Origin of the sequence: Aliivibrio fischeri, from assembly GCF_009727955.1 — a bacterium.
GTDB classification, from domain to species: domain Bacteria; phylum Pseudomonadota; class Gammaproteobacteria; order Enterobacterales; family Vibrionaceae; genus Aliivibrio; species Aliivibrio fischeri_A.
On the sequence record NZ_WOBR01000004.1, the window covers coordinates 90,836 to 103,305 of the forward strand.

Sequence of the window (12,470 nt, forward strand, 5' to 3'; positions counted from 1 at the left end):
TTGTGATCTTTATTCTAATAATGTTGCCAATGCTCTTTAAGTGCTAAGTTGATTCGATAAATGCCAAAATCACCCAATTTTCGTTTCTTTCAAGGTGGGATGCTTAAACATCGCACAACCCCAAAATTTTTAACCACACAAACTGATTACTATGCACTGCTGTTTTTATCTGCTCTAGTTGGCGGTATTGCTGGTTCTGTTGTTGCAATGTTCGAAGCGTCTATTCGATTAATTGGCGAACAGCGCTTACATTTTCTTGATTCACTTCCATATTCTGAATTTATTGCTCCTGTTGGAGCTGTAGTTGCTGGCGCTGCAATGGCTGCGGTAGGTTTTTGGTTAACGTTTAAATTTGCCCCAGAAGTAGCAGGTAGTGGGATTCCACACATTGAAGGCGCACTGGATGGCACTCATGAGATTCGTTGGCATCGAGTATTACCTGTTAAATTTATAGCAGGCACATTAACTATTGGCTCTGGTATGGTGTTAGGGCGTGAAGGCCCATCCATACAAATTGGGGGGGCTGTAGGTCGAATGGTTGCTTGTAAAGGTAAACGATTCAGCCATTCTTCACATATATTAACTGCCGCTGGTGCTGCTGCAGGTTTAGCCGCTGCATTTAATGCACCATTAGCAGGGATTCTTTTCATCGTTGAAGAGATGCGTCCACAATTTAGATATAACATTACCTCAATTAAATGTGTGACACTGGCAACGGCGGTTGCAACGATTGTCATGCGTTCATTACATGGACAAGAGGCCTTTTTAACGATACCAAGTTTTGAAGTTCCACCACTAAGATCGCTTATCTTGTTTGCAATTCTAGGAATTATTTTTGGCATTATAGGGGTTAACTTTAATAAATGGATTTTAAAAGGGACTGCTAAAGTTAAAAAATATCATCAAAATAAGCTCTCTCGAATTGTATTTATGGGGGCGATTTTTGGTGCAACATTTTCATTATTGCATTTAATAGCACCTAAGCTATCGGGTAGTGGTATGGAGATCATTACTGAAATGTTCTACAGCCCAATGACTTGGATAATTATGGTAGGTTTCTTTGTTCTTCGAGTTATTGTAACTGTTGCTTGTTTTTCATCTGGTGCACCAGGTGGTATTTTTGCGCCAATGTTAGCCTTAGGTACATTGCTTGGTTTATCTTATGGCGTGGTGATGTCAGCTTGGTTCCCCGGTTGGATAGCTGAGCCTGGTGTTTACGCTATTGCAGGTATGGGCGCACTGTTTGCTGCAACGGTTAGAGCTCCTGTTACTGGGGTGATTCTTGTTGTGGAAATGACCAATAATTACCAATTAATTTTACCTTTATTGGTTACGACATTAGGCGCAACGTTTATTGCTCAGGCTTTAGGTGGTCAACCCCTTTATTCTGCCTTATTGAAACAATCATTAGTCAAAGACAAAGAGTTAAGAGCAGATCACCAAAATCCTTTAAAAGACGTAACTTAATGTAACTTGACTGGTAATAAAGTCTATTCCGATCCCATTAGCAATAATACGTCCCATTGTATAACTCGCTGCAATATTTAGAGAGTAGGGCAGCGAGTATCCTAGCTCAACTCCATACGATAAACCTACTTCACTAATGGAATTCTCACCAGTAATGGTTGTGGTAATTGTTTTTCCATTCAACGTATTTTGAGAATACGTATCGACCATTAAATCTAAAGAATATTGATGTACACCCAAAATACTCGCCAGATAAAACTCAGTATCAAACAAATAAGATTGGTATTTTAAGTTTGCTCCAATTGAACTCGCTTCGACCTCAGTATTGTCGTAATTAGCGCCATTTGAATAATGATGTTCATAATCCCCCATTTTGTTGTATTCAAGTTCAACAATAAGGTAATACTCTGGAGCAAGCATAAATGGGTAGCCTGCTTTGATAAATAATCCATTATCTAAATCAATTTCAGCACCGTTAAGAGTGAGTGATGATTTAGCGAAACCTGATGATAAATAAAGACCATCAAATTTAGCAAAACAATTACAAGAAATAAGCAGCAATGCGCAAGAAAGTAAGTACTTCATAAGATTCATCCATATTGATTATTATGTAAGTATCAGACCAGACAATAGCTCTTCAAATAATGCTTTTTGAAGTTCGATAAAATTTGCTCTATCGATGTATTGTGATCTACATCAAGTTTTACGCTGCGTTTTTATAGTGTAGACAGGAATGCTTTAAAAATGAGAACAAGTTAGAGAGTTTTTCGTAGGGGAAATAAAAAACACCACATAATCCCTTATTTATCATTGAATTACGTGGTGTCTTATTTTTGAGATAAGGCTATTTTTTGTAAACTCGAATCATGAAATCAGCTTTACAGCTGAAGTTTTCTAATGCTTTTAAGCTTATTTTGAAGTCAGGAGTCGCTTTCCAAGCAAATGGTGTCATATCAAGTAGCTGTAAAGCTTCTGTACCATTTAATTGCATATTGTAAGTTAATTGTTTCTCTTCAATAAGTTCAAATCCATCGATATTTTCCGGTTCTTCATCGTGTAAACGTACATCACCATAAACCCCTTCACGTAATTCATATAAATGATGGCCAGCAGGGGTTACTGTAAACAGATAGCCTCCATCTTTGATTGCACGATGTAATTCTTCGCCCTTGCAAGGAGCATAAATACGAACAACGCCATCTAAGCTTTGATCTGCAAAAGGCAAACGATGGCTTGAAGCAACACTAAATTTACAGTTTAAATATCGTTTAGCGGCATACTTAATGGCAATTTTTGAAATATCTAAACCAAATACTTGCGCTTCTTCACCGCTTAGTTGCTCTGCTATTTTTGAGGTGTAATAACCTTCACCACAACCAATATCAAGTAAAGAAGCTGAATCATTGGTGACATAGTGTTGGCATAAGTCAGCCACTTTCTGCTGCATTGGTTGGTAATGCCCAGCTTCTAAAAATGCACGTCTTGCTTGCATCATCTCTTTATTATCCCCTGGATTTTTAGAGCGTTTGTGATGAGCAGGCATTAGGTTTACATAACCTTCTTTCGCGTTATCAAATTGATGATTGTTTTCACAACGATATTGATTGTTAGAAAAGTGCAACTCATGCTGGCACAAAGGACATTGATAAGACATAACCATACCTAGAATTAAAGAGAAGCAGCAGTGTACTGGTTCGTTTATTGAATAAAAAGAACTATCAGTGAAAATAATTTTGGTCTATTTATTTTTACTCTCAAAATTAATAATGTGATTCACTTCAAATACCCCCCCTAATAGAAGCTAATAAGACCTTTTTTGTTATAAAAATGGAGTGATTTAGATCACTCTGCGTTCTATTTTTTAATTGTTATTTTGTGACGTAAACCAAGTTGGAGGCAAATTTTCCTAAAAGTTAAATTTATCAATTCATTGTATCTATTTGTTTTAAAGTGTTTTTTGTTTTTTTACATGCCTTGTTTTTGAGCACCTTCAAACTATTCCTCCTATTAATTTTGTGGAGCGAATTAATATTGCATGATTGTTGTCAACGGATTCAGAGAAACATGTATGGAATGCAAGAATTCTTGAGTTTGATGTTCATAAATAGAACCATCAAACCAATATAAAATTTAAATATATAGGGTATAGAACATGAAAAAGACACTTTTAGCACTAGCGGTACCAGCACTATTAATGGCTGGTTCAGCATCAGCTGCAACGGTATACACAGCAGAAGATGGTTCGACAATCGATGTATATAGCCGTTTAGGTTTCAATATTACTGACCGTGCTGGTATGGGTGAAGATGGCGATGCTGTTGGTAATTTTGATGCACGTATTGGTCTTGGTGGTTCTCAAGTAGTTAACGATAAAGTTTCTGTAATTGGTTGGGCTGAATATTCAGTTGGTGCAGCAGAGCAACGTGGCACAGACAACAGTTTCACTCCTCGTTATGTATGGGCAGGTATTGATGCATCTGAAGCGGGTAAAGTAACCTTCGGTCGTGTTGCTTCAGGTATTATCATGCTTTCTGATGTAGGTGATGTATTTGCTGCATCTGATGTATTGATTGGTCGTCAGTTAGAGCTTGTAGATAACTCAGCGGCTCAAACTTTCCGTCAAGACGGTACAATCCAATATCAAAACAGCTTTGGTGCTTTTGATATGTCTGTTGCTTACATTTTAGGTAACTCGGCATCAGATCAGGATGGCTCTTATAACGCAGTAGGTCGTTACACGTTTGATATGGGTGATGCAGGTCAATTAATTCCTATCGTAGCATACCAAGCAAACAGCACTGGTGATAATGCAGTGAATCCTGATGCAGACTACACATTCTGGGGTGCAGGTCTTCAATATAAACTAAATGCATTAACGCTTGGCGCAATGTATAACCAAGATGAAATTGAAGGTGTTTACTCAGATAAATCAACAGATAAGAGCTACGAATTAACGGCTGTATATAACATTAATGATGATTGGACAGCTCGTGCTGGTTACCGCGCACTAGAGAATACCGGTGGTGATGAAGCAGAATACAAAGATACAACATTAGAGCTTCAATATCACTTAACGGCTCGCTCTTCTATTTACACAAGTTACGTAATGCGTAATGGTGAGAATGGAAACGCATTAGTTCCTAGCAACAATGTAATGAGCTGGAATAATGCTGAAGAAGATTACTACCACTTAGGTCTTCGCTATGAATTCTAATCTGACCGATAATATTGATACAACTGTTAATCTATAAGGGTGGATTTTTAGTTAACTATCAATCAGGTTAGAAGTTAAATCCTCACTGATCCGTCAGTGAGGATTTTTTTGTTTATTGATTTCACTGGTGTAACGCTAATATAAAAAATCCCCGCAAAGGCGAGGATTCAAATTGGTTTTATGTTAGCTGAATTATGCGTTAAAAATTTGCGCTAATTCCGTTGAACATAGGTGATATTGACGTGGGCAGTTACGCCATGTTGTTAGCATACGACGGTACTTATCAAGCATTGGCATTTGGCTATTAAAGTGGTGGTCTGCTTTATCAAACTGAGGGTATAAACCTTCTGAGCTTGTTAAGAAACGAACATAGTTTACTTGTTGTGCTTCACTTGCAATATCAAAACCTAAAAACTGAAGGCGGCGAGCATCTACTTTTGTTTGGCATTCTTCAGAAAGCATATTGTAAGATTCTTGCATTGCATGGTACATCTCCATGAAGTCGATAATTTCACGACATTCTGTTTCTGTAATGCAGCCAAAGTCTTTATCAAGCTCGCGAATTTGTAATTCATAACCACGTTCAACAATCAGTTGTTGGCGTTTGTACTTTTCTGCATTTGCAGGGTCCATTTGAGACATTAAGTAGTACTGGTTTGAAAGGATTAAGCGTTGAGCATTTGTCATATCCATTAGGATAACCTCAAAAATTATAATTAAAATTGTATAAAAAGTTGAAGCTAGATTAACAGTAAATGTAACACATAGAACATGATCTACATTAAGTTATGTGATCTTAGCTTAATCCAACGATGTTGCCATCGATATCAATGTCCAAATTCATGAATGCTGGTTTCTCTGGTAGGCCTGGCATTGTCATTACGTTGCCGCATAATGCGTATATAAACCCAGCACCTGCACAGAGTTTTAATTCTCTAATAGGTACGACAAAATCCGTTGGAGCACCTTTAATGTTTCCATCTGTAGAAATAGATGCCGGCGTTTTTGCCATACAAACAGATAATGATTGGTAACCTAACTTTTCAAATGTCGCTAATTGTTGCTGGGCTTTTTCTGATAATTCGATTCGTTCAGCACCATAACCTTTTATTGCCACAGCATTAAGTTTATCGAATAAGCTCATCTCAGAAGTATATAAAGGAGTAAATTGTGTCTCTTGTTGACACGCTTTAATTACTTTTTCAGCTAACTCTAATGTACCGTTACCGCCTTTAACAAACGCTTCGCTAATTGCTACATCGACATTCATGTCTAAATTAGAAACCCAATTTAATAATGAATCTAGCTCTTCTTGAGTGTCTTCCGGGAATCGGTTAATAGCGACAACGACAGGCAAACCGTATTTAGCACAGTTATTGATGTGCCATAATAAGTTATCAAGACCAGCATCTAATGCTTTTTTATTTGGAGCAAATAATTCTTTAGGTAACGATTGGCCTGGTGATAGAGGGAATAGGCCTGAATTGGCTTTAATACCACGTAATGTTGCGACTAAAACCGCACAATCTGGTGATTTTTCTGATAACGGTGCTTTGATATTACAGGCTTTTTCGAATCCCATATCTGAGCCAAAGCCACCTTCGGTAACGGTATAATCCGTTAATTTTAAAGCGATGTTATCAGCAATGATTGATGAGTTACCGTGGGCAATATTTGCAAATGGTCCAGAGTGAACAAAGGTAGGTACACCTTCCAATGTCTGCATCAATGTTGGATTAATCGCAAACTTCATGGTTACCGTCATTGCACCAGCGACTTGTAAATCTTCAGTCGTTACTGGTTCACCATCTAAATTATAAGCAACAACAATACGACCAATTCGTTGGCGTAAGTCTTGTAAATCGGTTGCAAGTGCTAAGATAGCCATTAATTCTGAAGCCGCAGTAATATCAAACCCATCTTCACGCTCATAGCCATTAATGGTTTTGCCATCTTCATTTTTGCCAATGGTAACCATGCGAAGAGCACGGTCATTGTGGTCCATTACGCGTTTCCAGACCACGCGTTCAGGGTCAATACGTAAAGCGGGTAATTGATTCTTTTCTGAGAAAACGTCATAACCTAAACGCTGTTCATGATAGATACGAGCATCAATGGCAGCAGAAGCTAGGTTATGAGCTGCGGTGATGGCATGGATGTCACCAGTTAAGTGTAGGTTTAACTCTTCCATTGGAGCTACTTGGCTATAACCACCGCCAGCGGCACCTCCTTTTACACCAAAAACGGGTCCCATTGATGGCTGTCGAATACAAGCACTGACGGATTCACCTAATTTGGCTAGCCCTTGAGCAAGACCAATAGTGGTTACCGTTTTACCTTCACCAAGTGGTGTTGGAGTGATGGCGCTGACTAAAATTAATTTACCATTTGGCTCTGATTTTAATCGTTTTAAGGCGTCGATATTTACTTTTGCCTTAAATGGACCTTGCGGAGTAATGTCATCATCATGCAGTCCTAAGTTTGACGCAATCGTTTTCATTCGTGTAAGTGTCGCAGTTTGGCAGATTTCAATATCGCTTTTCATAATAACGGGAACCTATAGGAAGTAGTTAAAACATCAGAAAAGAAAGCGTGCTTTTTATACCACATAATTGAGGTGATACAGAATCTATTCCATAAAAATAACTCAGAATTGACTGAATTATTCATAAGGTGTGATCAAGAGTATGAGTAGGCTTTAAGATTAGGTTAATGGATTGTGATACGATTTGTTGTTGGTTTTATGAGCAAGGAATAGCGATTCATGTCTTGGCGTAATTTAAGTTTCCGGCGTCGTTTATTATCCGTTATGACGATTTCAGGCATAGGGAAGTTATTGATTTTATCTCTTTGTGCCTTTTTATATATCAAGCATTGGGAATCACAGGACAGTGGTGAAAAAGCACTTGGTATTGCTCGATTTATTTCTCAATCTCCATTAGTTATTAAAGCTGTTGAGCAAAATGCTCCGCGATTAATTGAAAATAAAATAGAACGCTTGCGATCATCAATTGGCGCTGCATTTATAGTGGTTGGTAACATTGATGGGATCCGGATTGCTCATCCTATAAAAGAGAGAATAGGCAAACCAATGCAAGGAGGTGATAACCAACAAGCTTTGCAATTTGGGCAATCTTATGTGTCATACGCAAAAGGGTCGCTGGGGAAGTCTGTTCGAGGAAAAACGCCAATATTTGATTTAGACGGTAATATTATTGGGGTCGTTTCTGTTGGGTATTTGCTCACGAGTATTGATACCAAAGTATCTCATTTCCTTGGTTTTTTCTTAGGTATGGCGGTATTGGTTATTTTTGCTAATGCCATTATCGCTAACTTTATTGCTAGGCGTTTTCAAAAATCAATTTTTGGATTTGAACCTGAAGCGTTCGGCCGCCTATATAAAGAACAACAAGTAACATTATCGACGTTACGAGAAGGCGTATTAAGTATTGATGCTGACGGGAAGTTACGTTCAATTAATAACAGTGCTTGTGAGATATTGGGAATTGACGCCAACATTGCAATAAATAAACCGTTTGTTCAGGTATTACCGGACAGTGATTTAACTAAGTTGTTAGTAACACATAAATCTGAACATGATATTGAGCTACTTTTGAATGGGCAGGCTGTGATTGCTAACCGAGAGTTGATTCAAATGGATGGAAAGGTGATTGGTGCGGTATCTAGCTTTAGACGTAAAGATGAAATCAGTGAACTGACGAGTCAATTATCCCAAGTAAAACAATATGCAGACTTGCTTCGTTCTCAAACTCATGAACACCGAAATAAATTGAATACAATCAGTGGGTTAATTCAATTAGGAAAAATAGAAGAAGTTCAGCAAATTATAGGACAAGAAAGTTTACGTTATCAAAAGTTAATTGAGTTTTTACGGGAAAGTGTTTCAGAACCAATGATTGCAGGAGTACTCCTTGGAAAAAGTGAAAGAGCGCGAGAATTAGGACTTACGTTAGACATAGAAGAAGGAACACAGCTTGATACGTTGCCGGAGCATATTCGTGCGGAAGATATAGTAACGATCATTGGTAATCTTATTGATAACGCTTTTGATGCGACATTAACAAAACAAGAACTCCCATATTCTCCAGTTATCGTGAGCATTACGGATATTGGTCAAGAAGTCATTATTGAAGTCGAAGATAAAGGTTGTGGTTTACCTGATTCACTGACGTTAGAGCAACTGACTCAAAAAGGCGTGTCAACGAAATCTGATCACGGACGTGGTGTTGGTTTGCATTTGATTCATCAATTAGTTGAGCAATACCGAGGTGAATTGACTGTAAGTAGTGAGATCGAGACAGGCACCGTCATGACGATTTATTTACCCAAAAAATTGTCTTAATTCCCGATATATAAGCAAAAGGAAATTGTGTGAATAAGAAGATACGGATTATTATTGTCGAAGATGATATTGGCATTGCCGAAATTCATCGACGTAATTTAGAAAAAATAGAGTCACTAGAAGTTATAGGTATTGCGGCAAGTAAAGATGAGGCAATGACGTTACTTGATGTGCTAACGCCTGATTTAGTGTTATTGGATATTTACCTTCCTGATGGCAATGGACTCGAAATTTTAAGAGAGTTGCGTCAAAAAGAATTGTCTCCTGACGTAATACTAATTACCGCAGATAGAGATATGAATACCTTACAAGAAGCAATGCGTGGTGGTGTGATTGATTATCTTCTTAAACCGGTTATTTTTAGTCGTTTAGAAGAATCAATTAATAAATATTTACAGCAAAAGAAACAATTTACAGAGCGAGTTGATATTGATCAATCCATGGTTGACGCCATGTTGCATTCTAATACCAGTACTCAAACAATAAGATTACCCAAAGGTATTGATGGCGTAACACTCGATAAGGTGCGTCAGCTATTTCATATTGAAAAGCAATTAACGGCAGATCAAGCAGGGGAATTAATCGGTGCAAGTCGAACCACAGCTCGTCGCTATTTAGAGTATTTAATTAGTTCAGGAGAATTGAGTGCTGATCTGTCTTATGGCAGCGTTGGGCGACCTGAACGAACCTATTTCAAAGCATAGAATTATTTTTAAGGCGTAACACCATGACACCGGCAACAAAATTATTAAAAAAAGCAAAAATTGAACATCAGGTGCTTGAGTATCATCATGATCCTAAAGCTCAAGCATATGGTCTTGAGGCAGCCGAAAAGTTGGGGTTAGATCAAAAAGAAGTATTTAAAACATTAGTTGTACAAGTGGATGAAAAAGAGCTTGTTGTAGGTATTATTCCTGTTGCAGAGCAGCTTAGTATGAAGTTAATTGCAAAAGCGGTTAAAGGTAAAAAAGCAAAAATGGCTGATCCTGCCGTAGTTCAAAAGACAACCGGTTATGTACTTGGTGGTGTCAGTCCTCTTGGCCAAAAGAAGCGTTTAAAAACCGTTATTGATATTACAGCTGAATCTCTGGAAACCATTTATGTTAGTGGTGGTAAAAGAGGACTAGATATTGGTCTTGCTCCAAAAGATTTACAACAAGTGTTAAATGCGCAGTTTTTGGATATTAAAGCTGAGTAATTCACATCATGGAAGGGAGAAAAACCATGAGAAAAAAAACAGTATCGCTTGTTCTTGGTAGTGGAGGGGCGAGAGGGCTTGCTCATATTGGCGTGATTCGCTGGTTAGAAGAACATAATTTTGAGATTGTATCTGTTTCAGGCTGCTCAATTGGTACTGTAGTTGGAGGCGTTTATGCTGCAGGTAAACTCGATGAGTTTGAAGCGTGGATGCGCACAATAACTAAATTAGATATTGTCTCTTTAATGGATTTTAACTGGGGCAAAGGTGGTTTAATTAAAGGTGAAAAAGTGATGAATCGCCTTGGGGATATTTTAGGAGACCTTCATATTGAAGATCTTTCTATCCCTTATACCGCAGTTGCGGCTGATATCAGTAATGAAAAAGAAGTATGGCTACAAAAAGGCTCTTTGCTACAAGCTATTAGAGCGTCTATTTCATTGCCTTTGTATTTAATGCCAATTGAATTTAATGGTAAGACGTTAATTGATGGTGGTGTACTAAACCCTGTGCCGATTGCTCCAACATTTGGTGATCATTCAGATATTACACTGGCGGTTAATTTGGCGGGAGAGATCAGTCATAGTATTGATGACTTTGAAGTTAATCAGGTTAATATTTCAGCAGAAGAACCAAAAGAAGAAGATATGCCATTTCACCGTAAAGTCAGTGATTATTTTGGTTCATTAACGGCAAAAACATCAAGAATTGATTTAGGGATGTATGATATTGCTAACCAAGCCTTTGATGCGATGCAAAGTACTATTGCCAGACAAAAATTAGCATCATATCCGCCAGATATTACCGTTGAAATTGCACGAGATGCGTGTGGCACATTTGAATTTGAACGTACTGCAGAAATGATAGATTTAGGTTATGAGAGAGCGGAACATGCTCTAAAGCATCTGTTGTAATTGGCGAAAAACCAATAAAAAAGCTCATACTATTTGTACGAGCTTTTTTATATTTTAACTGGATGTAACACCATCAATACCAATAATTATTCGGTCATGATTGCTGGTTAAATAACTCAGTTTTTTGGTGCTGGTTTTCTTTTTGGTTTGTAGTTTAGAATTGAAATTGGCACTTCTTTACGAGGTGCGAAGCCTTCAATTTCTTTACGCACAATTAAATGTCCTAAACGACTTTCAATCATACATAAGTTTTTAAAATCGTCTTTAGATACAAATGAAATTGCCTCACCTTTCGCTCCTGCACGACCAGTACGACCAATACGGTGAACATAATCGTCAGCTGGGAAAGGTAAATCATAGTTAACTACACGTGTTAATTCATCAATATCAATACCACGAGCAGCAATGCCTGTTGCAACTAAATATTGCAGTTTGCCTTCTTTAAAGTCGTTTAATACTTTTGCTCGTGCTTCTTGGCTACGTCCACTGTGGAACGCTTCAGCTCTGATATCTCGTTTTTCTAATTGGCTAACTAGTTTTGCAGCACCGTGCTTGGTTTCAATAAAGATCAGTGCTTGATCCCAATTGTTTTCTTTTATTAAATGACTAAGCAGCGCTGATTTTTTATCTTTATCAACTGTCGTTAACCATTGATCAATTTGCGGTGAAGACGTCGTTTTTGGAGAAATTGAAATCTCAATTGGGTTATTGATGGCTGTTTTTGCTAAATAACGAACTTGATCTGATAACGTTGCTGAGAACAGCATGTTTTGACGATCCAACGGTAAACGTTCGATAATTTTATTAATGTCTTCGATAAAGCCCATATCTAACATGCGGTCAGCTTCATCAAGAACCAGAATATCTAATTCATCAAAATGAATCGCACGTTGAGTGTACATATCAAGCAAACGACCCGGCGTTGCAACTAATACGTCAACACCTTCAATTAAGCGTTGTTTTTGATCTTTGTAGTCAACACCACCATACATAGCAAGAGAGGTGATATCGATATGCTTGCTGTATTGTTGGATGTTTTCTTCAACTTGAATCGCGAGCTCGCGAGTTGGCGTTAAGATCAAGGCACGAATACGTTTTGCTCGAACCTTTGTTGAGTCTTCACTGAGAATTTCTAAAATAGGTAATACAAAGCTGGCTGTTTTACCTGTACCTGTTTGTGCTGCAGCAATTAGGTTTTTACCAGTAAGCGCAACAGGGATCGCTTTTTGTTGGATTGGCGTTGGTGCTTTATAACCCAACTCGTCGATAGCTTTTAAAATTGGGTCACTTAACCCAAGTTTAGAAAATGGCATG

The 12,470-nt window shown here is 38.0% G+C and carries 11 protein-coding genes; 6 read left to right on the plus strand and 5 right to left on the minus strand.

What is annotated here, in order from left to right; all coding sequences use genetic code 11:
• The first annotated feature begins 60 nt into the window (after nucleotides 1-60).
• On the plus strand, nucleotides 61-1,467 hold the full coding sequence (gene clcA / locus GNP81_RS03920; RefSeq protein ID WP_155670612.1) for a H(+)/Cl(-) exchange transporter ClcA: 1,407 nt from the start codon (nucleotides 61-63) through the stop codon (nucleotides 1,465-1,467).
• On the opposite strand, the gene GNP81_RS03925 is transcribed toward clcA, so the two are convergent.
• The gene (locus tag GNP81_RS03925) at nucleotides 1,450-2,052 is read right to left on the minus strand and encodes an outer membrane beta-barrel protein (protein ID WP_196587343.1); all 603 of its coding nucleotides are present in this window, start codon (nucleotides 2,050-2,052) and stop codon (nucleotides 1,450-1,452) included. The genes clcA and GNP81_RS03925 overlap by 18 nt on opposite strands.
• Nucleotides 2,053-2,311: 259 nt before the next feature.
• Nucleotides 2,312-3,121 carry a 23S rRNA (guanine(745)-N(1))-methyltransferase gene (gene rlmA, locus GNP81_RS03930; protein ID WP_155670608.1) on the minus strand — a complete coding sequence of 270 codons (810 nt, stop codon included), beginning with the start codon at nucleotides 3,119-3,121 and terminating at the stop codon, nucleotides 2,312-2,314.
• 498 nt (nucleotides 3,122-3,619) lie between these two features.
• Between rlmA and GNP81_RS03935 the strand changes: the two genes are divergently transcribed.
• Nucleotides 3,620-4,681 (plus strand): porin, encoded by a 1,062-nt coding sequence (locus GNP81_RS03935; protein ID WP_155652561.1) that lies wholly within the window; start codon nucleotides 3,620-3,622, stop codon nucleotides 4,679-4,681.
• Between the two features lie 192 nt (nucleotides 4,682-4,873).
• On the opposite strand, the gene GNP81_RS03940 is transcribed toward GNP81_RS03935, so the two are convergent.
• Together GNP81_RS03940 and GNP81_RS03945 are read right to left on the minus strand one after the other, a co-directional pair.
• Entirely contained in the window at nucleotides 4,874-5,374 is a 501-nt protein-coding gene (locus GNP81_RS03940; protein ID WP_155673591.1) for a YfbU family protein, read from the minus strand.
• Nucleotides 5,375-5,477: 103 nt separating this feature from the next.
• Nucleotides 5,478-7,226: a formate--tetrahydrofolate ligase gene (locus tag GNP81_RS03945; RefSeq protein ID WP_155673592.1), complete on the minus strand. Its 1,749-nt coding sequence runs from the start codon at nucleotides 7,224-7,226 to the stop codon at nucleotides 5,478-5,480.
• Nucleotides 7,227-7,445: 219 nt separating this feature from the next.
• Between GNP81_RS03945 and GNP81_RS03950 the strand changes: the two genes are divergently transcribed.
• From GNP81_RS03950 to GNP81_RS03965, 4 genes are read left to right on the plus strand one after another with little or no spacing between them, the layout of a single operon-like run.
• Nucleotides 7,446-9,044, plus strand: coding sequence for an ATP-binding protein (locus GNP81_RS03950; RefSeq protein ID WP_155670603.1), 1,599 nt, complete (start codon nucleotides 7,446-7,448; stop codon nucleotides 9,042-9,044).
• A 29-nt stretch (nucleotides 9,045-9,073) separates the two neighbouring features.
• The gene (locus GNP81_RS03955) at nucleotides 9,074-9,748 is read left to right on the plus strand and encodes a response regulator (RefSeq protein WP_336495436.1); all 675 of its coding nucleotides are present in this window, start codon (nucleotides 9,074-9,076) and stop codon (nucleotides 9,746-9,748) included.
• A 23-nt stretch (nucleotides 9,749-9,771) separates the two neighbouring features.
• Nucleotides 9,772-10,242 carry a Cys-tRNA(Pro) deacylase gene (gene ybaK / locus GNP81_RS03960; RefSeq protein WP_005420236.1) on the plus strand — a complete coding sequence of 157 codons (471 nt, stop codon included), beginning with the start codon at nucleotides 9,772-9,774 and terminating at the stop codon, nucleotides 10,240-10,242.
• Nucleotides 10,243-10,268: 26 nt separating this feature from the next.
• On the plus strand, nucleotides 10,269-11,156 hold the full coding sequence (locus tag GNP81_RS03965) for a patatin-like phospholipase family protein (protein ID WP_063648660.1): 888 nt from the start codon (nucleotides 10,269-10,271) through the stop codon (nucleotides 11,154-11,156).
• Nucleotides 11,157-11,272: 116 nt separating this feature from the next.
• Here GNP81_RS03965 and GNP81_RS03970 read toward each other — a convergent pair whose 3' ends face one another.
• Nucleotides 11,273-12,469, minus strand: coding sequence for a DEAD/DEAH box helicase (locus GNP81_RS03970; RefSeq protein ID WP_012533815.1), 1,197 nt, complete (start codon nucleotides 12,467-12,469; stop codon nucleotides 11,273-11,275).
• Between the last annotated feature and the right edge of the window lies 1 nt (nucleotide 12,470).

Excerpts from the sequence above, each read along its gene's own strand:
- clcA (WP_155670612.1), top strand. The coding sequence starts at position 61 with ATGCCAAAATCACCCAATTTTCGTTTCTTTCAAGGTGGGATGCTTAAA.
- GNP81_RS03965 (WP_063648660.1), top strand. The coding sequence starts at position 10,269 with ATGAGAAAAAAAACAGTATCGCTTGTTCTTGGTAGTGGAGGGGCGAGA.
- GNP81_RS03935 (WP_155652561.1), top strand. The coding sequence starts at position 3,620 with ATGAAAAAGACACTTTTAGCACTAGCGGTACCAGCACTATTAATGGCT.
- rlmA (WP_155670608.1), bottom strand. The coding sequence starts at position 3,121 with ATGTCTTATCAATGTCCTTTGTGCCAGCATGAGTTGCACTTTTCTAAC.
- GNP81_RS03950 (WP_155670603.1), top strand. The coding sequence starts at position 7,446 with ATGTCTTGGCGTAATTTAAGTTTCCGGCGTCGTTTATTATCCGTTATG.
- ybaK (WP_005420236.1), top strand. The coding sequence starts at position 9,772 with ATGACACCGGCAACAAAATTATTAAAAAAAGCAAAAATTGAACATCAG.
- GNP81_RS03940 (WP_155673591.1), bottom strand. The coding sequence starts at position 5,374 with ATGGATATGACAAATGCTCAACGCTTAATCCTTTCAAACCAGTACTAC.
- GNP81_RS03970 (WP_012533815.1), bottom strand. The coding sequence starts at position 12,469 with ATGCCATTTTCTAAACTTGGGTTAAGTGACCCAATTTTAAAAGCTATC.
- GNP81_RS03945 (WP_155673592.1), bottom strand. The coding sequence starts at position 7,226 with ATGAAAAGCGATATTGAAATCTGCCAAACTGCGACACTTACACGAATG.
- GNP81_RS03925 (WP_196587343.1), bottom strand. The coding sequence starts at position 2,052 with ATGAAGTACTTACTTTCTTGCGCATTGCTGCTTATTTCTTGTAATTGT.